21 protein-coding genes are annotated in these 25,357 nt (G+C 48.1%); 8 read left to right on the forward strand and 13 right to left on the reverse strand.

From position 1 onward, the window contains the following. Nucleotides 1–2 precede the first annotated feature (2 nt). Entirely contained in the window at nt 3–488 is a 486-nt protein-coding gene (locus tag DEF47_RS11375) for an NUDIX hydrolase (RefSeq protein ID WP_012188238.1), read from the forward strand. Nucleotides 489–742: 254 nt separating this feature from the next. Here the strand turns inward: DEF47_RS11375 and lon are convergent, their stop codons facing one another. The 4 genes from lon to DEF47_RS11395 form a co-directional block, all read right to left on the reverse strand. Beyond that, a complete protein-coding gene (gene lon / locus DEF47_RS11380) occupies nt 743–3,175 on the reverse strand; it encodes an endopeptidase La (protein WP_012188239.1) in 2,433 nt (810 codons plus the stop codon). A 139-nt stretch (nt 3,176–3,314) separates the two neighbouring features. Beyond that, nucleotides 3,315–5,111, reverse strand: coding sequence for an ABC transporter ATP-binding protein (locus DEF47_RS11385; protein ID WP_012188240.1), 1,797 nt, complete (start codon nt 5,109–5,111; stop codon nt 3,315–3,317). A 163-nt stretch (nt 5,112–5,274) separates the two neighbouring features. Next, nucleotides 5,275–6,789 (reverse strand): YifB family Mg chelatase-like AAA ATPase, encoded by a 1,515-nt coding sequence (locus DEF47_RS11390; protein ID WP_012188241.1) that lies wholly within the window; start codon nt 6,787–6,789, stop codon nt 5,275–5,277. A 96-nt stretch (nt 6,790–6,885) separates the two neighbouring features. Further along, nucleotides 6,886–7,188: a hypothetical protein gene (locus DEF47_RS11395; RefSeq protein ID WP_012188242.1), complete on the reverse strand. Its 303-nt coding sequence runs from the start codon at nt 7,186–7,188 to the stop codon at nt 6,886–6,888. A 368-nt stretch (nt 7,189–7,556) separates the two neighbouring features. Here DEF47_RS11395 and DEF47_RS11400 point away from each other — a divergent pair, with 368 nt between their 5' ends. Further along, complete coding sequence (locus tag DEF47_RS11400) at nt 7,557–8,288, forward strand: SIR2 family NAD-dependent protein deacylase (protein ID WP_012188243.1); 732 nt, start codon at nt 7,557–7,559, stop codon at nt 8,286–8,288. Nucleotides 8,289–8,411: 123 nt separating this feature from the next. Here DEF47_RS11400 and DEF47_RS11405 read toward each other — a convergent pair whose 3' ends face one another. After that, nucleotides 8,412–9,185, reverse strand: a complete 774-nt coding sequence (locus tag DEF47_RS11405) for a lysophospholipid acyltransferase family protein (RefSeq protein WP_012188244.1) — start codon at nt 9,183–9,185, stop codon at nt 8,412–8,414. Between the two features lie 61 nt (nt 9,186–9,246). Here DEF47_RS11405 and DEF47_RS11410 point away from each other — a divergent pair, with 61 nt between their 5' ends. The 4 genes from DEF47_RS11410 to DEF47_RS11425 all read left to right on the forward strand — a co-directional run bounded on the left by DEF47_RS11410 (nt 9,247) and on the right by DEF47_RS11425 (nt 14,014). Continuing rightward, nucleotides 9,247–10,596, forward strand: a complete 1,350-nt coding sequence (locus DEF47_RS11410; protein ID WP_012188245.1) for a CoA-disulfide reductase — start codon at nt 9,247–9,249, stop codon at nt 10,594–10,596. Between the two features lie 17 nt (nt 10,597–10,613). After that, on the forward strand, nt 10,614–11,339 hold the full coding sequence (locus DEF47_RS11415) for a cyclic di-GMP-binding domain-containing protein, MshE-related (protein ID WP_012188246.1): 726 nt from the start codon (nt 10,614–10,616) through the stop codon (nt 11,337–11,339). A 153-nt stretch (nt 11,340–11,492) separates the two neighbouring features. Further along, nucleotides 11,493–13,232 (forward strand): DUF7407 domain-containing protein, encoded by a 1,740-nt coding sequence (locus tag DEF47_RS11420; protein ID WP_012188247.1) that lies wholly within the window; start codon nt 11,493–11,495, stop codon nt 13,230–13,232. Nucleotides 13,233–13,255: 23 nt separating this feature from the next. Continuing rightward, nucleotides 13,256–14,014 carry a class I SAM-dependent methyltransferase gene (locus tag DEF47_RS11425; protein WP_012188248.1) on the forward strand — a complete coding sequence of 253 codons (759 nt, stop codon included), beginning with the start codon at nt 13,256–13,258 and terminating at the stop codon, nt 14,012–14,014. Between the two features lie 220 nt (nt 14,015–14,234). Here DEF47_RS11425 and csx15 read toward each other — a convergent pair whose 3' ends face one another. From csx15 to cas10, 8 genes are all read right to left on the reverse strand, one after another. Continuing rightward, nucleotides 14,235–14,624 carry a CRISPR-associated protein Csx15 gene (gene csx15, locus DEF47_RS11430; RefSeq protein ID WP_012188249.1) on the reverse strand — a complete coding sequence of 130 codons (390 nt, stop codon included), beginning with the start codon at nt 14,622–14,624 and terminating at the stop codon, nt 14,235–14,237. Nucleotides 14,625–14,658: 34 nt separating this feature from the next. Then, a complete protein-coding gene (locus DEF47_RS11435; RefSeq protein ID WP_012188250.1) occupies nt 14,659–15,513 on the reverse strand; it encodes a PDDEXK family nuclease in 855 nt (284 codons plus the stop codon). Nucleotides 15,514–15,576: 63 nt separating this feature from the next. Then, the gene (gene cmr6, locus DEF47_RS11440; protein ID WP_012188251.1) at nt 15,577–16,518 is read right to left on the reverse strand and encodes a type III-B CRISPR module RAMP protein Cmr6; all 942 of its coding nucleotides are present in this window, start codon (nt 16,516–16,518) and stop codon (nt 15,577–15,579) included. Further along, a complete protein-coding gene (gene cmr5, locus DEF47_RS11445) occupies nt 16,515–16,985 on the reverse strand; it encodes a type III-B CRISPR module-associated protein Cmr5 (RefSeq protein ID WP_012188252.1) in 471 nt (156 codons plus the stop codon). Before cmr5 ends, cmr6 begins: the two co-directional genes overlap by 4 nt. 10 nt (nt 16,986–16,995) lie before the next feature. Continuing rightward, nucleotides 16,996–17,877 carry a type III-B CRISPR module RAMP protein Cmr4 gene (gene cmr4 / locus DEF47_RS11450; protein ID WP_012188253.1) on the reverse strand — a complete coding sequence of 294 codons (882 nt, stop codon included), beginning with the start codon at nt 17,875–17,877 and terminating at the stop codon, nt 16,996–16,998. Then, entirely contained in the window at nt 17,877–19,373 is a 1,497-nt protein-coding gene (gene cmr1, locus DEF47_RS11455; RefSeq protein WP_012188254.1) for a type III-B CRISPR module RAMP protein Cmr1, read from the reverse strand. The genes cmr4 and cmr1 overlap by 1 nt, the downstream gene beginning before the upstream one ends. After that, the gene (locus tag DEF47_RS11460) at nt 19,363–20,817 is read right to left on the reverse strand and encodes a type III-B CRISPR module-associated protein Cmr3 (RefSeq protein ID WP_012188255.1); all 1,455 of its coding nucleotides are present in this window, start codon (nt 20,815–20,817) and stop codon (nt 19,363–19,365) included. The genes cmr1 and DEF47_RS11460 overlap by 11 nt, the downstream gene beginning before the upstream one ends. Before the next feature lie 25 nt (nt 20,818–20,842). Then, entirely contained in the window at nt 20,843–22,693 is a 1,851-nt protein-coding gene (gene cas10, locus DEF47_RS11465; protein ID WP_012188256.1) for a type III-B CRISPR-associated protein Cas10/Cmr2, read from the reverse strand. A gap of 264 nt (nt 22,694–22,957) precedes the next feature. On the opposite strand from cas10, the gene DEF47_RS11470 reads away from it, so the two are divergent. Both DEF47_RS11470 and DEF47_RS11475 read left to right on the forward strand, forming a co-directional pair. Next, nucleotides 22,958–24,460 carry a protein kinase domain-containing protein gene (locus tag DEF47_RS11470; RefSeq protein ID WP_012188257.1) on the forward strand — a complete coding sequence of 501 codons (1,503 nt, stop codon included), beginning with the start codon at nt 22,958–22,960 and terminating at the stop codon, nt 24,458–24,460. Between the two features lie 2 nt (nt 24,461–24,462). After that, complete coding sequence (locus DEF47_RS11475) at nt 24,463–25,347, forward strand: alpha/beta hydrolase (RefSeq protein ID WP_012188258.1); 885 nt, start codon at nt 24,463–24,465, stop codon at nt 25,345–25,347. Nucleotides 25,348–25,357: the final 10 nt, after the last annotated feature.

Here is a 25,357-nt window from a genome sequence, read left to right on the forward strand (position 1 = left end):
GCATGCAGCAACCGACTTGGCACATTAATACGCATCAACAAACATGGCAAGTGGTTTGGTATGCCGCCGATGCCGAGCCAACAGGCAAGGCCCATGGCTCGGCAGGCATTTGCCTTACTCCTGAGCAACACGTTATCGTGGTGAGCCAAAATGGCCTCGATTGGGATGTGCCTGCGGGACGCAGTGAAATTGGTGAATCGTGGGACGCAACTTTGCGGCGTGAAGTTGCTGAGGAAGCTTGTGCAAGCGTTCAATCTGCCGAGTTATTGGGCTTTTGCCAAAGCCAATGCCTGACGGGAGTTGAGCAAGACTTAGTGCTGGTGCGAAGTTTTTGGCTAGCCCAAGTTCAAATCCAGCCATGGCAACCCCAATTTGAAATTCGCCAACGCCGCATGATTGCACTTGCTGAAATTTGGGACTACCTGCCACCGAGCTTTGTGCCAGTCTATCGCCATGTGTTGCAGGTAGCCCTGCTACTCAGGCGATAATTCCAATCCACGAAGAGAGTAGGCTATGGGCTATAGGCTATAGGCTGAAACACCCCAAAATGTTCCGCTAGCCAAAAGCCTTTACCCTATAGCCATTTTTCTCTGCGCCTCTGCTTGATAGTATCACTCTCCAACTCTATGCTCTACATTTATCATGCTTTCTTTTGCCTTTTGATTTTTGACTTCCGCCTTAAAAAACGCCCCTCACCTAAAATATCTAGGCAAGGGGCGTTTTTGATTGTGATCAGCTTAATTTAGCTGGCGATCACGTCTTGGCGAATAAATGGCATCAATGCAATTGTCAGCACTTCATCCATGGTTTCGACCGGAATCAATTGCAGATCTTGGCGCACTTTTTCAGGCAGATCAACAATATCTTTGGCGTTTTCCTTGGGTAAGATAAAAGTTTTGATGCCTGCACGATGAGCGGCCAATGTTTTTTCTTTCAAGCCACCAATCGGCAAGACCCGCCCGCGCAAGGTGACTTCGCCTGTCATTGCCACATCGCGGCGCACCGCTCGGCCAGTCATCGCGGAGATCAACGCAATCGTCAATGTAATCCCAGCCGATGGGCCATCTTTGGGCACTGCACCCTCGGGCACGTGAATATGGATCGAATGCTCGTCGAAGTAATTTGGCTCGATGCCCAACTCTTTGGCGCGATATCGCACATACGACATGGCTGCTTGGGCCGATTCCTTCATCACATCGCCCAATTGACCAGTGAGGCGCAATTCGCCTTTGCCAGTCAATGGCAAAACTTCGAAGGAAAGAATATCGCCGCCCGTTGGTGTCCAAGCAACTCCAGTCGCGACCCCAATTTGATCGGAAACTTCGGCCATTCCAAAGCTGAAATGTTCAGGTCCAAGGTAGATTGGCACATCAGCAGCGTCAATCAAGAACTTGGTTGGCTCGGCTTTTTTGGCCTTCTTACGGCGCTTCTTGCCTTCTTGTGGTGCTTCTTCATCCTGCGATTCAGCTACCTTACGGGCAATTTTGCGACACAAGGCCGCAACTTCGCGCTCAAGGTTACGCACACCAGCTTCGCGGGTATATTCGCGAATCAACTTCAAGATCGCAGCATCGGTTAATTCCAACTGGCTGCTTTCGAGTCCATGGAACTCGCGTTGCTTGGGCAGCAAGAAGCCTTGAGCAATCGCTAGTTTTTCGTCCTCGGTATAGCCGCCAATCTCGATAATTTCCATCCGGTCGCGCAGCGGCGCTGGAATTGGCTCAAGTTGGTTAGCGGTTGCCACAAACACCACTTGGCTCAAATCAAATGGAATTTCCAAATAGTGATCTGAGAACGTGTTGTTTTGCTCAGGATCAAGCACTTCTAGCAATGCCGAAGTTGGGTCACCACGGAAATCATTGCCAATTTTATCGATTTCATCAAGCATAAAGACTGCTTGACGCGATTTGGCGGTTTTCATGCCTTGAATAATCCGGCCTGGCATGGCTCCGATGTAAGTTCGGCGGTGACCGCGAATTTCGGCCTCGTCGTGTACCCCACCCAGCGACTGGCGCACGAATGGACGATCCAAGGCCCGAGCAATCGAGCGACCAAGGCTGGTTTTACCCACGCCTGGCGGGCCGACGAAGCACAAAATTGGCGAACGCATTTTGCTACCAGCGAGCTTGCGCACCGCCAGATATTCCAAAATTCGCTCTTTGACTTTTTCCAAGCCATAATGATCTTCATCAAGCACTTGGCGCGATTGCACCAGCGAAATCGCGGCGACTTGATCGGCATTCCACGGCAAAGCGATAATCCAATCAAGGTAGGTACGAATCACGCCAGCTTCGGGCGAATTCATGCCTTGTTGAGCGAGGCGCTTAATTTCGTGCAAGGCTTGATCTTTGACATATTGCGGCGCGTTGAGTTCGTTGACTTTGCGGCGCAATTCATCAATTGGATCATCGCCATCGTCATCTTCGCCTAGTTCACGGCGAATCACCCGCATTTGTTCGCGTAAGAAATACTCTTTTTGGCCTTGATCGAGCACTTCTTTGGTGTCGGATTGAATTTTGGCGCGGAGCCGCAACAGCTCTAATTGACGGGCCAAAATCACTTGCACCCGATTCAAACGAGCCAATGGCTCCATTTCATTCAACAATTCCAAGCGATCTTGGAATGAGAAGGCTGGGCCATAAGTCACCAAATCGGCCAAATGGCCAGGTGTCGTGATTCGGTGCACAAAGGCAACTGCTTCTTGAGGAATTTCGCCTAAATAATCGACAAATTCAGTAATTTGTTGTTTGACCGTATCCATCAATGCATCGACTTCGATGCCTTTGGGTTCCTGATCGGGCAAGTAGCGGCAAGCTACCCGATAGAAGGGATCGCTCTGAACACAATCAACAATCTCAGCGCGGGTAATCCCTTCGAGCACAATTTTTACCGTGCCATCGGGCAATTGGGAGAAATCTTCCAAGCGTGCGACCACGCCAACTTTGGGTAGTTGTTGGGGTTCGTGGCCCTTATAAGCTTCAATTTCAGCCTCAGAAACAAAGATCAACAAAACATGTTGATCGTCTTCCATGGCTTGTTCCATGGCCCGATAAGACTTGCCCTGCCCAACCTGGAGCGGCACAGTCATGTGCGGCATGATCACAATTTCGCCCAATACCACCAACGGTAAAGTGCGCTCGGTACCTGTACGAGGGCGGTCTTTTTCTCGGGTCATATCAAAAATCCCTCATTTCGTTGTGGCAGAATGGCCACACAGAGTGGGTTAAAAGCATCATAATACGTCTTTATAGTATACGCTAACTTATCTTAACGGCAAGCATCGATTGTCCTATTTTGGCATAATCTTGCTAATTTTAATACTCTGTTAGCACAGATCCGGCACTTTCGTTGGTTTCAAATTGCAATTGATACAAACGAGCGTATGTGCCCGCTTGAGCCAAAAGTTCGCTATGACTACCAAGTTCGGTCACTTTGCCGGCTTCAATCACGGCAATTCGTGTAGCATTTTTGACCGTTGAAAGCCGATGGGCAATTACAAACGTGGTGCGACCTTGCATCAAGCGTTCTAAGGCTTCTTGCACCAAACCTTCCGATTCGCTATCCATTGCCGATGTTGCTTCATCGAGAATTAAAATACGTGGGTTTTTGAGCAAAGCTCGGGCAATTGCAACCCGCTGGCGTTGCCCACCAGATAGTTTAATCCCGCGCTCCCCAACGATCGATTCATAGCCACCCTCGAAATTGCTGATAAATTCGTGAGCGTTGGCAGCTTTGGCGGCTTCAATCACCGCTTCCATCGGCGCATCAAGGTTGCCATAACGAATATTATCGGCAATCGTACCACTAAATAATAACGTTTCTTGCGGCACAATTCCAATTTGTGAACGTAACGAGGGCAAATCGACATCGCGAATATCAAAACCATCAACCGTAATCCGCCCCGCTGTTACATCGTAAAAACGCGGAATAAGATTAACCAAGGTTGATTTGCCTGAACCACTCGGCCCGACAATCGCCATGACTTCGCCTGGCTCAACTTTGAGATTGATGTTGCTCAAAACTGGAGTTGCAGCCTCGCCATAGTTAAATGATACATCCTCTAAATAAATTTCGCCTTCAATTGGCGGTAAGTTGATTGCATTGGTTTTGCTGGCGATTTCGGGAGCAGTATCCAAAATGCCGAATACGCGGGCAGTCGAACCAAGTGCTTCTTGCAATTGGCTATATAAACTGGTAAACGTGCCCAACGAGCCAGCAATCACGGCGGCATACAACAAGAAGGCGATTAAATCGCCAAGTTGCATTGTGCCATTTAATACTTGGCGACCGCCAAACCAAAGCACGAACACCAACGCGCCAAAGCCCGAAAACGAGACAATTGGCACAAACTGAGCACGGGTTTTGGTGCGGCGCATCGAGGCCGAAAAAGCATGCTCAATCGCTCCGCTAAATCGCTCAACTTCGTATGGTTCACGGGCAAATGATTGGACGATGCGCACGCCCGAGATGGTTTCTTCCAGCACCGATGAAGCTTCAGCCATGCGATCTTGGACTTCGGTGGACATATTGCGAATTCGGCGGCCATAGATGATCGCCAGTACAATCAACAGGGGAATCAGCAATAGGGTAATCGCAGTCAATTGCCAACTGAGATTAATCATCATAATGAAACTACCGATAAAGGTAATGCCATTTTGTAGAAACGCGGCAACCGCATTTGTACCGATACCCTGAATCACCGTGACATCGTTGGTGACTCGTGAAGTCAATTCGCCGACGCGGCGTTCGCTGAAAAAGGCCAATGATAGCCGTTGTAAATGCGAATAAACCTCAATTCGCAGGTCGGCGACTGCTCGTTCACCAACGTAGGTCAAAAAATAGCCTTGAATATAGTTAAACACCATTTGCGCGATGAATACGCCCATCAAGCCGATCGCCACTTTATCTAAGGCGGCGGTGCTTGAAGCATCTTTGACCGTTTCGACCAAATTGCGAATCGCCAATGGCATAACTAGGCCAATGCCACTTGAAATCGCCAAACACAACAGCGCCAAGCTTAATCGCCAACGATAGGGATAGACATATTGAAACATGCGCCGCAATTCTAAATGGCGCAAATTTCCCAACTGTTTCGGTGCTTGTGCCAGCATCACATCCATCCTTCAGCCAACAATACCCTCGTTGGCACGTATATACGTGCTTGCCCAGCAACCAGCAAGCGCTGTATGATCAATCAATCGGTTACTGATGATTGTACGTGGCTGATGGGTGATGTCAATCGCTGTGTTGGTTAGCAGATGTTACCACCAGCCGTTATTCGGTTCGGCGCGGGCGATATTGGAGCGCTTCGGCTAAATGCGCAGGCTGTATTTGCTCAAGATTAGCTAAATCGGCGATGGTTCGGGCCAATTTAAGCACGCGATGATAACTACGGGCTGAAAGTTGTAATTGTCGCATGGCGGCTTTCATCAAGCTTTGGCTCGCCGAATCTAGCTCGCAGGCATGGCGTAATTGAGCTGGCCCCATATCGCTATTGGTCAACATAGGATGTTTGCCAAAGCGTTCGGCTTGGCGTTGACGAGCTAAAACCACGCGATCACGAATTTGCTCCGATGGTTCGCTACTACGCACACTCGCAAGTTTTTCATACTCAAGGCGTGGCACTTCAATATGAATATCAATCCGATCGAGCAATGGCCCTGAGATACGTTTTTGATAGCGGGCAATTGCAGCTGGTGGGCAAACGCATTGGCGGGTGGGGTCGCTATAGTAGCCACATGGACAAGGGTTCATGGCTCCTATTAGCACAAAGTTTGCCGGGAATGTCAAAGTTCCAGCAGCCCGACTGAGCACCACGGTATGATCTTCGAGTGGTTGACGCAGCACTTCGAGCACTTGTTGGCTAAATTCTGGCATTTCGTCGAGAAACAGCACCCCGCGATGGGCTAGCGAAATCTCGCCTGGCTGGGGGGTGCGACCACCACCAACTAAGCCAGCATTGGAAATTGTGTGGTGCGGCGCACGAAATGGCCGAGTGCGAATAAAGGGCATATCGCTGGGCAACAAGCCTTTAACTGAATAAATTTTGGTCACATCTAAGGCTTCGTCGAGGCTGAGCGGTGGCAAAATTGAAGGTACGCAGCGGGCTAGTAAGGTTTTGCCAGAGCCAGGCGGGCCGCTCATCAACACATTATGCCCGCCAGCCGCGGCAACTTCTAAAGCGCGTTTAACGTGTTCTTGGCCTTTGACATCGGCAAAATCGACGTTGTAGCTTAGGCTTTCGGCGGCTGGCGGCTGGCCTTCGTAGGCTTCGATGTAGCGCTCGCCGTTGAGGTGCGCGGCAATATCAACGATTGAACGCACTGGAATAATCGTGATGCCGCTGAGCAAGGCTGCTTCGGCTGCATCGCAATGGGGCACATAGGCGGTTTGCAAGCCTTCGCGCCGCGCAATCGTGACCATTGGTAAGATGCCATCGGTGTGTCGAACCGCGCCATCAAGCGATAGTTCGCCTACAAACAAGGCTTGGCTTACATCGGCAGCAATTTGGCCTGAAGCCAACAAAATGCCGACAGCAATTGGCAAATCGTAGGCTGGGCCAGCTTTGCGTAAATCGGCTGGAGCCAAATTAACGGTGAGCCGCGAATCGGGAAACGAGCCGCCGCTGTTGCGTACCGCCGCTCGTACTCGCTCTTTGGCCTCTTGCACAGCAGTATCAGGTAAGCCGACAATTGTGAATGATGGCAGGCCACGACTGAGATCAACTTCGACTTCAACTAACGCGCCATCTAAACCTACCACGGCGCAACTCCAAACTTTCGCCAACATAATGACACCCCCATAACAAGCTGCTATCGGGAGTTAGAGCCACATGTTGGCGATTTTTGGCATGGAGTCGATGAAATTGAGGGAAATTGCCGAAATTTAGTTGACAGCAACCCAATCGAGCTTGACCAATTTATCGGCGACGCTGTTCATATCGGCACACCGACAGGCTGGTTGGCGTTGTACAACAATTTGCCAGGCACGACAAACGGTTTGCACTGGCCAGCAATCTTGGCTTGGTACTTGATGCGCAGCACTGACATGGTTGATAATTTCTTCAGCAACCATGTAGGCATCGTTATCGTTGATGCCTTCAGCTTCGCGAACAATCACGGCTAATTGGACTATATGGCTTGCTAATTTGAGCAAGACCCCACGGCTTTTAACACGTTCGGTTTGCATGTTCTGCGATCCTTTGGCACGAAGGATTGATAGGACGTTTATGGCAAATACCACGAATGGTATGCGTAAAAATCAATAAAAATAGCGGTACGGAATGGTATCACGTACAGCTAGGCACAAATCCAACCCATTTGCTCAAGTAGTCGAATGCAAAGTAGAGCGTTGCTAAAGAGCATCATTATCTCTAAATCTTTCTCTTATTGATAGTAAAACATTCGCAGCCGAATTTCAATAGATTTTTGAGCAAATTATTATCCAAATAATAAATCGTTAATAAAATTTGATTATCCCAAGGCCAATAACTATTTGCACTAGCATTTGATAAATAGCACAATAGTTCTGATTATTATTGATAAGGAGATCAATTCATGGCCGAATTTGCTGCTGACTTAATTCAAACCTTACGCCAAACCCAATCGTTGGTGGTGTTAACAGGCTCGGGAATTTCGGCTCCCAGCGGAATCCCGACCTATCGTAGTGCTGCCGCCGATGCCCGTTGGACGGCCTATGATCCTGATAAAGTTGCGACCTTCGCGGGCTTTGAGCGTGATCCGGTTGGAGTTTTTCAGGTGTATCAAGCCATGAAACGCCAGTGTGAGGCAGCTCAACCAAATGCTGGGCATTATGCCTTGGCGCAGTTGGAGCAATTGGGTACACAATTTAAGCTGTTTACCCAAAATATTGATAGTTTGCATCAACGAGCTGGCTCAAGCCAGGTTTACGAGGTGCATGGCAGTTTGGCTCGCACGATCTGTTCGCGTGAGGGCAACTTGGTTGAAACCTGGAATGCTGAGCAGCCAATTTGCCCGGCTTGTGGTGCGCCGCTGCGGCCTGATATTGTTTGGTTTGGTGAATTGTTGGATGCTGGAATTTTGCAAGCGGCCAAAGCGGCGTTTGATAGCAGCGATGTGGCTTTGGTGATTGGCACTTCGGCGATTGTTGAGCCAATTGCTTCGTTGCCGCATCGAGCCTTGCGGCGCAAAAAAACCGTAATTGAAATTAATCCTGATATCCCGTTGCGAGGGATTGCGACGTTTTCACTGGCAGGCAGTGCCGATGAGCTGTTGCCACAATTGATTAAGGAGGTTTGGAAGCTTTAAATGCCCTCACCCCAACCCCTCTCCCGCTGCGGCAGGCGAGGGGCATTGCTTAGGTTGTTAGCCTAAGCTGTTCTGCGCTTTGTGTCCTTCGCGGTTTCGTTTGTTCCGATCTCCAAATGTTGGTTATTGTTGCCACCAGCGCACAATTGGCCCTAAAATTTGATCAAAACGGCGATTGACTGAGGCTGTGCCTTGCAAAATTGGCCGAAACTGAGCAAGATTTTGTTGATTCCAATCATCACGTAGTTGATCGGCGGCACGAGTTAGGTTGGTTGCTAGTTGTGGTTGCAGCTGTTCGCGAGTGGTATCAGCATCAACCCAAGTTGGCTCGCCGCATCGAATCAGGGCAACTGGCCGTTGTTCGCCAGCAAATTCGTAGCGCAAGGCGATTGGCAAGCACCACAAATTGCCTGTGCGGGTGGCGATATCGGCGACCCCACGAAAAAGTTGGAGCGGACGGCGATCTGGCGGTATAATCTGACCCTGCGGAAAGATCCAAACTAAAGATTGTTTTTGTTGGAGCAGGCTGCTGGCGTAGCGAATTGAGCGCAAGGCTTCGCGTGGCTCTTGGCGATTAACTGAGAAACAGCCACACCAACGAAAGAAGAAATAGCGGGCCAACTGAGCTTCTTCCATCATTAAATAGTGGTGGCGTGGGTAGACTGTGCGAAATAATTCGAACGCCAGATGCCCATCCCACCAACTTGTATGGGTTACATAGGCCAAAATCGGCTCGCGGTTGCGCAGAATGTCAGCGGTTGACCCAACATTCAGCAATACTTGATCAAAGGTTTTGCGTAATGCAGGCCGGATCAAGGCCCGATAGACCAACCAAGCACCCAAACGATTCGGTTGAGCTGGCAAACGTGGTTGATTCTTGCTAGGGCTTGGTGGCATAATTAAGGTCTCATGCTAGTGACAATCTGTCCAAATAGTAGCATAGCTAAAGGAGCTTGGAATGGCTAGCGAACGGGTGATCGTGATTGGAGCCGTCGCCGCCGGAACGAGTGCTGCCGCCAAAGCCAAACGCACCAATCCCGATTTGGATATTTGTGTGTATGGCCGAGAAGCCCATGTTTCTTACTCTGCTTGTGGGTTGCCCTATTTGATTAGCGGGGCAGTTGCTGATTATCAGGCGTTAATCGCCCGCACTCCAGCCCAATTTGCCCGCGATGGCGTGACCGTCAAAACCGAACATGAAGTGATTGATCTTGATGTAGCGGCGGGGCGGGTGACCGTGCGCGATTTGGCTACCAATAGTACGTTCCACGATCATTTTGATCGTTTGGTGCTGGCAACTGGCGCGAGAGTCAATTGTCCACCAGTACGAGGGATTGAACTACAGGGGGTCTTTCGGTTACGCTCAATGCATGATGGTTTGGCGATTCAAACCTACATCAGCGAACAGCAACCCAAGCATGCTGTCGTGGTTGGTGCTGGCTATATTGGGCTAGAAATGGCCGAGGCCTTGCTCGATCGTGGGATTGGCGTAACCTTGGTCAATCGCAGCAAAACCGTGTTAAGCTCACTCGATCACGATATGAGCAGCCAGATTATCTCCCGACTTGAAGCTGCGGGCGTGCAATTGGCGCTTGGTTGTGGCTTGGAAGGCCTTGAAGGTAAGCACGATCGAGTGACCCATGTGGTCGCTGGAGGTCGCGATATTCCCGCCGAATTGGTGATTATCGCGACTGGGGTACAGCCGAATAGCGAATTGGCGCAAAGCTGTGGTGCTGAGCTTGGCGAGCATGGCGCAATCAAAATCGACCAATTAGGCCGTACTAGCGTCGATAGGGTGTATGCCGCTGGCGATTGCAGTACCGTTGATCATCGAATTCTCAATAAGCCCGTGTATTTACCACTGGGCACGACTGCCAATAAACAAGGGCGGACGCTTGGAGCCTATCTCGCAGGCCACGAACGCCCATTTCGCGGAGTTGTGGGCACAGCAGTCACCAAATTTGCTGATTTACATATTGCCGCAACTGGATTAAGTGTTGAGCAAGCTCTCCACCATGGCTACCACGTTCGTAGCAAAATCATCCATTCAACCGATCATGCGGGGTACTACCCCAATGCTCGGCCAATTACGGTTAAGTTGGTTGCCGACGCAGCTGACGGCACATTGTTGGGTGGCCAAATTATTGGCTTCGACGATGTAGCAAAGCGGGTTGATGTGGTAGCGGTGGCACTCGCGGGAAGAATGACGGTAGATGAGTTTGCTTGGCAAGACCTGAGTTATGCACCCCCATTTTCATCGGTGTGGGACCCACTGTTGGTTGCTGCCCAAGCATTGGCTAAAGGCTAAGCTTGAAAGGACATTCTGTGAGCATCGAAACGCTTTTTGCCCATGCCCGTGCTGCCATAAGCACTGGCCGGAAGGAGGAGGGGCGCAGCTTATTGATTTCAATTATTCATGAAAACCCCGATTTTGCGCCAGCTTGGCTCTGGCTCAGCGGGGTTTTGGAGGAGCCAGAAAAACGCCGTGATTGTTTGCAACGGGTGCTTGAGCTTGAGCCAACCAATGAAGCGGCGCTCATGGGCTTAGAGTTTTTGCGCTTGCAAGTCGTTGTTGATCAAACGCCACCAGCTCCGCCGGTTGAAAAATCAGTCGCAGTGGTCAAGCGTTTGGGCGAATATTTGGTTGAGCAAAAGTTTATTAAGCAAATCCAACTTGATGCAGCTTTAAGCGAGCAAGCCCAAGAAGCGCGTTATGGCCGCATCGTGCCACTCGGCGATATTTTGTTGCGGCGACGGTGGCTCACCACCCAAGCGCTTGGCAAGGTTCTAGAAGTGCAAAAAATGGCGCGTGCTCAGGGTGGCCATGCCAGCACGATCAACCGATTGGGTGAACATTTGATTGAGCAAGGCCTGATTACGCGGACCCAACTTAATCAAGTCATTGCCCGTCAAGCCGATTTGAAGGTACGCGGCCAGAATTTCCAGGTTGGCGAGTTGTTGGTGCTTTCGGGCATGCTCTCGCGTGATCAATTGCAACAAGCAATCAATGAGCAACAACATACCTTCATGAACGAGTTACCCCAACGCTAGCTTGGCCGGGGTCGCAGCATTATTTTGATTCTTCGCTTCCAACGCGACCCAAAAGCTCGTTATAATACGACAGCATGGTGCAAACCATGCTGTTTGTTCATTCAGCGCAAGCATCTGGGCCTCGGCTGAGATGGTTGTGAGGCAGCGATCCAGATGAATTTGCTTGTGCCATTGGGTTTAATTGGCTTAATCGCCTTGCCGATCATCGTGGTGTTGCATATGGTGCGCCAGCGCCGCCAACGGCTGAGGATTCCGACGATTCGGCTGTGGGCGGCATTAACGCCACCACCTGAGCGCCAACAACGCAAATTGCCCCTAACCTTGCTGTTGGCTTTGCATTTGCTGGTTGCTGCTTGTTTAGCCTTGAGTTTAGCCCAACCAGCTTGGATTTTTGGAGCCGCTGCACCACGCCACCTCGTAATTATTCTTGATACCACCTCTAGTATGGCGGCCAATCGCTCATTTACTCAAGCTCAACAACAAACCGAGGATTTGATTAACGATTTGGGGCGTGATGATAGCCTGGCGCTGGTTGAGCTGAATCACGAAGCGCGTTTGCTTGGCTATGGCGGCTATGCTGAACGCCAACAATTGCGCCAAATTGTGGCCGAGCTGGCTCCCGCTGGTAATAATGCCAACTTGGCTCAATCGCTGAGCATTGCCAATGCCACCCTCGCCAACGATCGCCAAAACCAACTGATTGTACTAAGCGATGGCGCATTGCCCGCCAACAGCACGCCGTTATCGGTTGCCGCCGAATTAGAATGGCGGATGTTGGGCGAAAGCACCGCCAACAGTGGCATTGTCAATTTTGCGAGCCGCCGTTTGCCCAACCAGCGCAACGCCCTGTATGCCCGTGTGACCAATTTTAGCGATCTGCCTGCGGCCCGAACCTTGACTCTTTTGGTTGATGGTGAAATTGAATCGGAGCAAAATTTGGTCATTCAGCCTGGTGGCAGCGAGGAGCGCACGTGGGAAGTAGCCAATGGCGAGTTGGCTGAATTACAACTTAGCCCTAACGATGGTTATGCGCTTGATGATCGGGCGGTGCTTGCGCTCAGTCGCTCTGGCTCATTGCGAGTTCATTTGGCCACATTAACTCCCTCGCCACTTGAACGAATGCTGCGCAGTTTGCCCAATATTGAGCTAAGCGTTGGCCCAAGCGTCAGCAATCAACGGGTGGATTTGACTGTGTTGAATGGAGTTTTACCGCAGCAATTGCCAACCAGCGCCTTGTTGATTGTCAATCCGCCGAGCGACCCACGCTTGCCAACCCAAGATAGTGTGCTAGGTGAGCAGGCTAGCAGCGCGGTCTTGGATGCCGATTTTGCTGGCATCGACCTTTCAAGTGTGCAATGGGGTGGTCGTCGCCCGATCAAGCGTGAAGATATTCCCGCAGGCTTGAGCAGTGTGATCGAAACTGATACGCAAGCGCCCTTGGTGCTGCGTGGCACATGGCAAGAGCGAGCAACCATCGTTTGGCTGTTTAATTTAGATAATGCGAACCTTAGCGCAAAATTGGCATTTCCTTTGTTGACAGCGGCCAGCATCGCCAACTTAACGGGTGGATCATTGCCTGAGCAACTGGCGGCGGGCAGTTTTGCCCCCAATACGCCGCTAACCCGCCCTGATAGCGAGGCCCAAGCGCTTGATCAGCGCCTGAATCAAGCAGGTTTGTATCGGGTCGTTGGGAGTAATCGTGGCGGGATTGCGGTCAACTTTGGCGATCCACAGGAGTCAAATCTGCAACAACAAACCCAGCCAACGATTAGCCAAAGCCCGCAACCTGAGGGTGATCGCTTGCCGCCCCAAGGTACGCCATTATGGCCGATGCTGGTTGGTTTGGCCTTGGTCGGATTGATTTTTGAATGGTGGTATAGCTTTCGATCGTAGTATTTGCTTGAAGGAGTAGCCCAATGACCGATAATCGTCAGCGCTTCAGCAATCGGGTAGCTGATTATGTGCAATTTCGCCCAAATTACCCTAGCGAAATATTCGTGCCCTTGCAACAACACCATGGCTTTGGCCAAAACTCAGTTGTGGCCGATGTTGGGGCAGGCACAGGGATTTGGAGCGAGCAACTACTCCAGCATGGGGCAACTGTCTATGCGATTGAACCCAACGCACCGATGCGCGAAGCCAGCTTGCAACTTACCGAGCGTTATCCTACATTTCAAGCGGTTGATAGCAGCGCCGAAACCACAGGCTTGGCCGATCAGAGCGTCAATTGGATTACGGCGGCTCAAGCATTTCACTGGTTTGAGCCACAGGCGACGCGCAGCGAATGGCAACGAATTTTACAACCTGAGGGCTGGGTAGGCTTAATTTGGAACCAACGTTCGCTTGATGGCACAGCATTTTTGCAGCAATACGAAGCGCTATTACACCAATTTGGCAGCGATTACGCCAGCGTCAAACATACCAACATCGAACCACAACGCATCGCCGATTTCTTTGGCAACCAACCAGCATGCTACACCGCCCAAAACGCCCAATATTTTGATCAAGCTGGTTTGTTGGGTCGGGCCTTTTCCTCGTCGTACACGCCCACGCCTGAGCAACCCACCTATCATCCGCTACGCCAAGGGCTGATTGAGGCTTGGCAACAGCATCAGGTTGAAGGCAAAGTAGCCTTTTTATATACAACAACGGTGTATGTCGGGCAGTTTAGCTAGATGTAACGGTTCATACTGCCCTTACCCCCTAGCCCCTTTATTCAAGGTTATGTTTTTAACAATGATTGGGTGGGAGTACCGCCGATTGCCATGCCCTCACCCCCTTAGCCCCCTCTCCCGCAGAGCGAGGAGAGGGGGAACCCATTCAGCATGAACGGTGGAACTCCCCTCGCCCGCCGCAGTGGGAGAGGGGTTGGGGTGAGGGAATTCACCTAATCAGTTACAGTTTAGGAATCCGTCGGGTGCGGGCAACTTGACGAATTGCATCTAAATTACAAATCTCGCCTACTTCGAATGTTGGTGATGTGGCATTGTGGACGGGGCGCATATTGATGATTGGCATAAAATAGCCAGAACGCCCATGCAACTCAGCGATGATGGCCAAAGCCAGTGGAGCCAAGCCTGGCGGATTGATAATAATTGGGATGGTTTGCCAATCGGCGGTTTTTAAGCCAACGCTTTCAATCAAATCGTAAGCCACCTCAGCCAAAGGCCGCATGCGGCTCACTTGGGTATCAACAAAGCGAATTTCGGGTGTTTCATCGACAATCGCTACAATTTGAGCAAACTGTTTATCAGTCAATGGATGCGCAAAGTTAATCAAAAGCATAGGGTTTCCTTTGTTAAATTCCACTCGAATAGTATCACTTAATAATATTTAATATCTTTAACTCGGACTCTTCATCAATAGTAGAGCCATTAAAATTAACTGAAAGAATTTGCACATTTGATGCATCTGCAAGGGCTAATTGAGATTTCCCAGGTTGTTCTGTAATAATTAGAATCTTATTTGAATAAATACCTAAGTGTAAACCCGTTGTATTAAGTTGTCTTATACCTTCAATTTTTTTACCTTTTTCTCCGAATTTCACTTCAATAATACCAAAATGATTACCCTTACGATAAATTACATCTAAATCTATCTGTCCTGAGAAAGAGCGTACAGCTGATAATATTTCAATATTATTCTTTTCCAGAATACCTATAACTGCTTGTTCAAAAGGTTCTTTTACTTTCTCGATAGACCAATTTTCTAAGCCTAAATGAACATCTAGCCAATCTTCTAGTGCTATACAAGGTGGTATAGAATCTTCTTTTATGAGATGGAATTCAAAATCTTTCCAAGCATATGTATGCAACTTACTTTTGCCTGCTTCGCTCTCAAGATAAACCACAGGAAAGTTATATTTTCGTGCTACCTGGGCAGCGGCAAATGACATCGGTTTTGTTCCACCAGTAACATTAAAGTAAATCTCATTACCTGCGCTGAAATTAGAAATACCTTCCTCTATCTGTCGGGTAATCTTTGAGATATCATAAGAATCCGTACATATAATTTCAGTTTCAATATTTTTAGATCTTAGAAGCGCCGCAGTATTATTAGCTTGTTTGACTGTTCCACCAGTATAAATAAGCAATGCTAAATCTGGTTTAAGGTGATAGATAGGAATAAGGTTCGGCAAAGGTTGGGCACCAACTAGCGATAAAAGAATTTTCATCGATGACTCCTTGAGTGAAAATAAAAATTAATGAAGAACCTTTTTAACTCATCAAAAGCGCTCTTATTTTTTATTCAAACGTTGAAGTAGGGCTTCGATTTGTTGCTCGTTCTTACACATTTCCCCAAGTTTCATTCGGCCATAACCACTAGATGTTTTTGCGCCAATACCCATATGCGTCAGGCCATTGGCTAGCAACGTGCGGGCGGCATCACGCCAACCTTCTACTCCACTGAGTGCTACCAAATAGTGGCCAGTTGCGCTGAGAAATGGAATAATCGTTGGGCTATCCCAATCGGCTGGCGGCATACTTTGCTCTTGATTCCTGTTGGAAAAAGCTTGCTTTTTGCTCTGCGCTTGACCATCTGTGGAAGAGACTTTTTTCTTGCCTTGATAATAGTCACGATGATGCACGGTAATCACATCGGAATATAAAGGGCCATCTGGTTTTGGGGTATCAGGAGGAATATACAAGGCATCGTAAAAGCTGACGCAACCACTTAGCTCGGTTGTGCCAAATAATTCGCGATGAAATTTGCCACCCTTAGCCCAATCGTTGATAGGAGCTGCATTGGCTGGGCTTTGGCCAAGGCGTTGGTGGGCGAAGCTCGATGCCAAACCCTTTAATGCGCTACCTGGGATGTAGGGCATGCCATAGGTGCGTTGCAAGGCAATTGAGTTTTCGAGCACACTTTCGGCTCCCAGCCCCACGACCATGCGACCCTTGACTTCCGCCTTCAGCAAACAAATATCGGGAATTTCCTTTAATGTGTTCAACCAGCGGGCAAAAAATTGTTGATACAGTTTAGAGCTATGCATTTGGTGCGCAATTTTGGTAACATCGGCAAAATGCTGGGGTAATGAATTAATTGATTGCTCTGCGTTAGTTAATTGCTTGGATTGGGTGGGCAAATAGCGATCAAGCCATAAACCTGCATTACAATCACTAGGCCTATCTTTTGTTGAAATATGCTCATATTTAATATCTAAACGACTACTTCTCATACTTCAGCTCCCTGCTCGTCATCAAGTTGATCAGTCGGATCAACATCAAGTACACTTTGAGCAAAGCGCTTATACCATAAAAGTGCATCAAGCACCTGTTGGGTTATGTACATATAATTTGATAGGTGTTGTTGGATACTATATTGAACAAGATCATTTGTATCTATGTTTATTGTTTTTGCAAGATGGCTTAGGAATAAACTAAATTCATCTTCTTTGCCAGTTTTCTTTTTCTTACTCCGTGAACTAATAAATGCCAATGCTTGAGTTAAACCAGCAGTTCTAATTAATATAGGCAATTTATGTGCTATGACCCCGTAGCGTTTGCGATTTTTTTTGTACAACAGTGCGAGTGTATCACCTGATTTAACATCCAGCTTTGGATATTTTTCTAGAACTTCTTCAATATGAGCATACGCTGAAGCAGCATATTGTTGATCACGAGTTTGAAAGACTGAATTACTCATGCTACTGCTCCTATTTCACAATCACGCGACAAATTCCGCGCCCGACGGTGGCCTTGCCTCCAAGCTGAATTGGTTTTTGCCACAGGCGTGGTAGCTCAGTCGTAATGCTTTGAATTAAGTCTGTTTTTGAGGCTGGCGGGGCAATCAACATCAAGCCAGCCAAAATCGATTCGGCTGGCAAAGCTTCTTCATACCAAAGTTGACCATCAGCAACTGTTTTGGTCTCATCGTTGAGCCGAATGCGGGCGGTTATTTCGGTGGCAGTATTCAAAAGGAAACTAAATACATCATCATTGACGATGCAGAAACGCTCAACAAACATCGTTTGCCACTCTGGTGAATCGCCAAAAATACGTTTTTTCAGCCAATCAGCCCATTGGGTTACTAGCTCAGCTTGATCCGCTTGAGATTCAAAATCTAAATCCTCTAGATAAATATCCTTGCGCTTTGCTGATTTTGGTAAGTTTGATTTAAGTGCTGATCCAGCAACGACAAAACATTGATCCACATCAGGGTTTTCGATCCAGCTTGGTGGGGTGTTTTCAGTAAAAAGATTTTTGATTTCGCGGGCAAGGCGATTGAGAATATACGGCGAAGTGACCCATGCGAAGGTGCCATACAAGCTACGCACTGGCATGCACAACAAGCGCAGATCGGAAAATTGAACAAAACCTGCATTACCAGTGGCGTTATCTGATGCAGTTCCAAAGATTTCATCTTTACGAGCGCCAGTGTAGCCATCGCGCAACGGGCCTTTGAGCGATGAGCCAGGCAAATAGGGCAAATTAGTGGCCTTTTCGCGAGCAATCGGCAAATCGATAACTCCAGCGCCTTGGCCAGTGCCAGCATGAAGTGGTGAAAGCGCATGCACAAAAACGAGTTTAGTAGTCATTATCGTAGCTCCTTCGCAAGATAGGCTAAAAATGCTTTAAGAATATCGGTTCCTTGATTCAGTAGTGAACCTGACGCTTTATTAGCTTCAATTTGCTTGATTTGTTGTGCTTCATTAGGTGTCAAGAGATGTTGAAAATCTTCGGTTTGATCGTTAGGATTGAGCAATGGAGTTCCACCCTTTTTCAGTTGTAATTGATTAGGGACTTGGGTTTTGCTCAAAATAAGTGCAATTCCAACATAACTTTCATCAGCACATTGAATAATCTTAATAATCAAAGGGCTAGAAAAGCGCTCAAAACCTTTGGGCACTAGCGTTGTATCATAAGGATCTCTAGGAGCATTAGGATTTTTTTTATCTTTACGATTGATAAAATGGAATATTATTGGTAATCCAAAGGCTGCCCGTGGGAATTTGTCAACCTTAATAATAGCTTCTTGATGATCATTAGATTGCTCCCCCGTGATTTCTCGAATAAAATCTGGCTCAGGCCAATGATTTCTACCAAATTTTTTGCCATACTGATTTCGTTGATGGCGAAATTTTTGTAACGTATTTATCATATTATTCCAAATACGTATACCATTTAAGCCTTTTGATGAGCAGAAAAATTTACTCTCGTTAATACTTTCTACAATATTAGGAATATCATTAATCCAATTAAAACCTCTTTTTGAAATATCTTCTGTATAATTTTTAATGTTTTGTTTTAACCATTGCGCAACTGATTCTGCATTTTGTGGTTTATTATCACTATCACACTGAGTGATCGAACCAAATCCACGTCGGGTACGACCACCGACTCCACCAAACATTTCCCATGCCCACAGTGCAGCCTGAATTTCCAGCTTATGATGCTGATAGTAGGTAATTTTTAATCTAAAAATAATCTTATTACGAATAGGATTGATAGGAGTTTTAGGTCCATATTTTCTTATAGCGTTCATTTCTGGTTTTAATGGAAAAGATGCATATGCAGGCGCAGTACTAGATATAGGCTCTGGGTTATAATTTCCTATAGCATTCTTTTTCATAACATATGGATATTTTTCTTCTCCATCAGAACTTATCTCAACAGAGATTTGAATAGGAATGATATTTTTTAATTTATTATTTTCTTGATTTTTATCATCTACCAGATTGCCAGAATCTTCATCCTCTCTTTCTTTTTCAGAAGAGAATGAAGTATTGGCACTACCCCAAATCTGAGCCTCTTTTGCCCGTAAATCATCAATTGAGCGATAGCCGCCGCCGCGAATAGCTCGCCACCAAAAGCGCAATTGACCGCGAATGCCACTGGCGCGAATTGGCGTAATTGGGTCATTCACCCCAGCCTTAACGCCGCCACCAAATAATGGGGTGATCAACCTATAGCTGCGGGTTTCGGTGATATAGGTGTGTTCGCCAACGGTAAATGCGCTAGGGTTCTTCCCAGCTTTATAGCTTGGATGCTCGTATGCTATTTTTAGTGGTGAGAATTTAGGTTTACGATTCATTTGGTACTCCCTTGATTTTAGCCAACTTCCCATCCCACGCGCCGAGCACTGCTAATCCAAAGCCATCGCGGCGATCTTGCTCAGCATCGCTAATACAATGCATCCAATAGTTGCGAACCCACGCTTCAATTGCAGCCGAATTTTCCTTTTCAGGGAATGTAAGGAAAAAGACCGTGCCAGCGGGAGCTAGGCGGCGGGTTGGTTTCGGCTTATGAATTGCTAAATCCCAGCCTGAAATACCTTGAGCACGCTTGATCGCGATTGCTGCAAGCTTTGGCTGGACACCTCGGGGATCTTCGAATAGCCAAGTTGGGCGATAGCCCTTTGCAAACATCGCTGGGGTGAGCAGAATTACACGGCAGGCGTTGGCTTTTACGATTGCATCGAGAATAGCTTGATCGCATGCTGGCAACTGACGCTCAGTTGGCTCCCAACGCGCCAAACGGCGTTCGCCGCCCAAAGGTGCAATGCTTGGCTGTGGAATAGTTAAACCAGTTGTATCGCGGTAATCGGCGTGCACATATAATGCCAAACGTCGTGCTTCTGCTAATCGTTGATCATTGGCTTGGGTAAAGCTCAAGCCACGGGTTTGAAATAGACGACCATCTTCGGCTTGTTGGCTATCAGGTTTAATTTCAACATGCGTCCGTTGATCAATTGGCAAGCCTTGAATTCCCAAGTCAGTGCTTTTTTGTACTGCGGCAGTTTGAGTTTGATCAATCAATCCTGCTGGATCTTGCAACCATTGCAAAAAACGCTTCCAATACCAAAAGTGCGGTTGCTCTTTGGCGGGCTTACGCGGATCGGGTTCAACTAAACCAACCAAGCCAAGCTCGTTAAAATCACTGACGAGCTTCGCAGGAGCCTGAATTGGGATTAAACGGCGGAGCCAAGGCACAGACTCGGATGGTTTATCTTCGATTTTTGATTCAGGCTCAAACAACAGTGCATCGGCGGGTGCAGGGCATAAGAATTCAGCTTCAGCATTGGCTTCATTTGGCTCTAACAACTCAACTAATACTGGCCCATAAATTTGAATTGGCTGTAATTTATTTCCCTGATGTCGGTTGTCATCGGAGTTACGAGTAAATTGGAGTTTTGAAGCATAGGCGGTTTGGGAGCGAATAACCCCAGCCAAAACCGATGGTGGTGGAAACGACTGAGTATAGGCGCGTGCTCCAGGTGTATTGTTAAATGGTCGGCCATCGCGCACAATCAACGGGTCACGTGGCTCAATCAGCCACGCTTGCTGAGTTGTAATTTCAGCATTGGCTGGTTGATCCGCGCTTGCCTCAGGTTGAATTGAATTGTTGGACACACTTATCAATTCATCTACTTGATCATTGATTGGGGCTACTAAATTTTGCGCAATGACTTGGGTATTGCTACTATTTTGCTTTTTGGCTTGTTGCTTTTGCTTAGAACGTTCGCGGCGTGTATTCATCACAATCCTCCGAAAACTTGTTGAATTAATTACCATTGGCGAGCTTTTGTGCGTCGGCAATAAATTCTGCAATAATTACTTCATCTGCAAATTGTTGGATCATTATGTGGGCTTGGGTCAGCGTTTCTGGAACCAAATCGTTAATCATAGCTAATAATTCTGTAGCAATCGCCGACGAGACCTTTATTCCGTTGCTTGTATGCTTGCGCTCGATGATTCGTTTGGCTTCGGCGTGAAAAATGTTGGCGGGCAAGTCTTTTAGGCGAATAGATAAATCGTGCAGTTCAAAGGCAAAACCAAGGGGGATTTGATCGGTTTGATGCCATTCAATTAATTTTTTAAGTCGATTGTAAAATGAATATTTGCTTTCAATCCATGAGCCAACGATAATTCGATCTGCACCGCCACGTTTGCTGAGGTTGATTGCCAGCGCATTTTTGCCTACAAAGCCTTTGGCTTTTTTCTCAGCAGCGCGTGCCAAATCTAAGGCATCGGATAATGGCTCAAGGTGATGGACAATTGCAATGCCAACCGAGAGCGTTGGCGAACGATCTGTTTTATCTTTAAAGTTACTTAAAAGCGTTTGAAACCTTTTAGCCAACGCATCGGCACATTCCAATGCAGTATGCAACGGTAAAAATGCTAAAACATCATCGCCGCCCGAATAGACTAAGGCTCCTTGATGTTTTGCGACGATGGTTGCAACAGATCGCTCTTCAGAATCATTCAAAGGATTGATGTCACGTTTATTATCTGCAAATTTTGCTAAGGCTTTTGATATTTCCTGATGTTTTTCAATTACCTCTTGGTTATTAATCACACTACCCATCGCATCGCCATCAGCATGGAGGATTGCATAGTAGGGAATGGGACGTTTTTTAACACCTAAAGCGGTATAGAATGCTTCCAATGCGTTTTGAGCATCGGATAGATCATTACCTTCTAATGTGTCGTTAAATCGCTCAGCAAATAAGAGTGATCCATCTATATTACCGAAATTCTTTTGTGATTTTGGGGTTCTTTCATTGTCAATATATTTTATCAGAGTGGAATTTGTATTGAAAAAATTAATGTATCTATTCCATGGATCAATAAGACTGATATTGGCATTTGCCTCATCATATTTATTTAAAAAGTTGAACATCGGAATTGCCGCCATATGTGAGGTACTTGGAAACCTTGAATCGATACCTTTTTGACCATGCCGTTTGAGCATATCAACGCCTGATAAACGTTCACCGACGTTGATGCCATAATCACGATAGAGCCTAGCCACGATTTTGGCGTATTCTGGCGAGGTATTCGCCATCCCAGCAGGGGGATAGTATTTTTCATCAATTACCGATTCACGTTCGCCATCGATTGAGGATTTTGGCGCGTTTGTGCCCCACGTCACCTCGCTAAAATTACGGGTATTTTTGCGGGCTGCCATTAAGTGCTCAAGCTGCTCGCGAGTTTTCGCATAATCAGTCCCTAAGGGCAGGGCAACCCAATTGAATTCAACCAATGCGGCGATTTGATCAGCAGCTTGTTCATCGTAGAACGTTCCTTTAACTTGATCAAATGCGCCATCACGAATCTGATTTAAACGTTGCTCCAAGGCTTGTTTAGCTGTGTCAGCAATCTTTTTAATATCGCCCTCTACCTTGGCCAAAATTTTGTTAGGCACATTGAAGGCACTTTCTGGCGCTAAATCTTGGGCTGGATTGGTTGGATAAGGAAAGATCAAATTGCCTTTAGCTTGATAAATGCTTTTTGCCGCTGCTTTGGCTAATTCGCTGAGTAGCCACGAACCAAACCAGAGGTCGCGGGTGCGACGAGCACTGGCGATGAAATCTTGAACTGGGCCAATCGCGATTAGTAATAAATGAGACATTACAACTCCCCAAAGAACTAACTGGCAACAGAGAGTGGTATAGTTGGCGTGGCTTGGTGGAATGGTAGGAGCTATGTCCTATCCTACCAAGGATTGTCAATCACAGCCTGTACTAGGTATAGATGCAATCTCGAGTGATTTTTTGTATCCAATGTGAGTATTTTTTGCTTAATTGTTGATTAATGGTTGCCACAACCCTTTGACTTTTGGCGTATCAATCGTTGATAATACAGGCTACGCAATCATGTAGCGGCGGGGGAAACTGTGTTTGCTGATTTGCTGCCTGATGGCACGATCCTTCAAGGACAACACGATCAATATCGGATTCTCGGCATCATCGGGCGCGGGGGCATGGGCGCGGTCTATCGCGGCGAGCGCCTCAGCGATGGCTCGACCTGGGCGATTAAAGAGATGCGCCCGCCAATCGAGGCCGCTCCCGAGGAAATTGCCGAAAATCGCAAGCTCTTTGACCAAGAAGCGCAATTATTGCAAACGCTCGATCATCCCAACTTGCCCAAAGTCGTCGATTCATTTGAGCAGGCTGGTCGCCCCACGCTGGTGATGGAGTTTGTCCAAGGCAAAACGCTCGAAGATAAGCAGCGTGAAATGAATGCGCCATTTTTTCAACGTGATGTGCTGAATTGGGGTGTGCAGATTGCCCGCGTACTCAATTATTTGCATAGCCAAAATCCACCAATTATTTTTCGTGATATGAAGCCGCCAAATGTGATGCTCACGCCTGAAGGTATTATTAAGCTGATCGATTTTGGCGTGGCGCGAACCTACAAAACCAATAAAAGTAAAGATACAGTAGCCATGGGGTCGGCGGGCTATGCGCCACCGGAGCAATATGGCAAGGGCCAAACCGATGCACGAGCCGATATTTATGCTTTGGGCGCAACCCTGCTGCATATGCTGACCAATCTGCCACCTGTGCCGCTGCAGACTCCTAAAGATGGCTCGTTGATTAAGCACAATCAATCGGTTACGCCAGAGATGGAGCAGGTAATTATTCGGTCAATGGCGATGGATCGCGAAAAACGCTTTCAGACCATGGCTTCGTTTGAGCAAGCGTTGTTGGCGGTTGATCGTGGGGTGATTGTGCCCGATAAGCGCGATGATCCCACCATGATGTCGATGCCCGCACCAGTTCTTAATAATCCCAATCCGAACCCAAATCCTGCGCCAGCTTGGGGTAATCCGAATCCCAATCCAAACCCTGCGCCAGCTTGGGGCAATCCCAATCCAGCACCAGCCTGGGGCAATAATCCGCCGAATTACCAACAACCAGTGCCCCAGCCTGCGCCACCATCGTGGGCACCGCCAGTTCAAACCCCTGCTTGGTCACCGCCGCCCCAAGCTAATGGCCCAATTTGCGATCAATGTGGCCGTATGAATAAACCCAATGCGCGGTTTTGCGCTGGTTGTGGTGCGGCAATCAAACGGGCTGTGCCCAAGCTGGTCATTACCTCGCCCCGCGCGGTGTGGGAATTGGCATTAACTCATTTTCCTTGCCGGATTGGGCGGCGTGATCCGGCGCAAAATCATCATCCTGAGATCGATTTGGCTGAGCATGATCGGGGCGTGGCCTCGCGCCGCCATGCCGTGATCGAACAACAGGGTGACCATCATTTATTAATTGATTTGGGCAGCATCAATGGCACAAGCATCAATGGCGTGCCGATGACTGCCTATCAACCGCACCATCTGCGGCCTGGCGACCGGATTCGGATTGGTGATGTTGAAATGGTTTTTAGTATCGAGTAGTTATGAAACGTAAATTATGGCTTGGGGCTGGCCTGAGTGCCGCCGCCAGTGCACTTGCTGGCATCGCGGCCTATGCCGCCCATCGTTTAAGTGGCCCAACTGCCGCGCTCAAACGTGAAACGCTGTTTGCTTTTACGCCGTTTGAAACCGGGGTTGATTGGGAAGAAGTTCGGTTTAATTCGGTCGATGGCTTGCAAATTCGAGCATGGTGGCTTGGCCGCCCTGAAAGCAAGCGGGTCGTGATTGGCTGCCATGGTCATCGGGGCCGCAAAGACGAGTTGCTTGGCATTGGTTCAGGCTTGTGGCGAGCAGGCATGAATGTGCTAATTTTCGATTTTCGCGGGCGTGGCGAGAGCGATGATTCAATTTGTTCGTTGGCCTATCACGAGGTTGGCGATTTGCATGGCGCGATCAAGTATGTTGAAGCACGCTTGCCCGAAGCGCAAATTGGGGTGATTGGCTATTCAATGGGTGCGGCGGTCAGCCTGTTAGGCAGCGCCGATCAGCCAGCGGTTAAGGCTGTCGTTGCTGATAGTAGCTTTGCCGAAATGGCCAATTTGGTTGATTTTGCTTTGGCCAATCGGCGTTTGCCGCCTCGCCCATTGCGAGCTTTAGCCGACCAGATTACTGCCCAACGTTATGGCTATCGCTTCGAGGCCGTGCGGCCAATCGAGGCCTTGATTCGCTATGGGCAACGGCCATTGCTGGTTATTCATTGCACTGGTGATACGGTGATTCCCGTGGTTGATGCCTATGATTTGTATGCCGCCGCCCAAGGCCCGAAAGAACTGTGGATTGTTGAAGACATGCCTCATTGCGGAGCGTATTTCGCTGATCGCCCAGCCTATGTTAAACGAGTCGCCGAGTTTTTCGAGCGCTATTTGTGACGAGGTGCTA

The organism is Herpetosiphon sp., from assembly GCF_003512625.1.
GTDB lineage: Bacteria > Chloroflexota > Chloroflexia > Chloroflexales > Herpetosiphonaceae > Herpetosiphon > Herpetosiphon aurantiacus.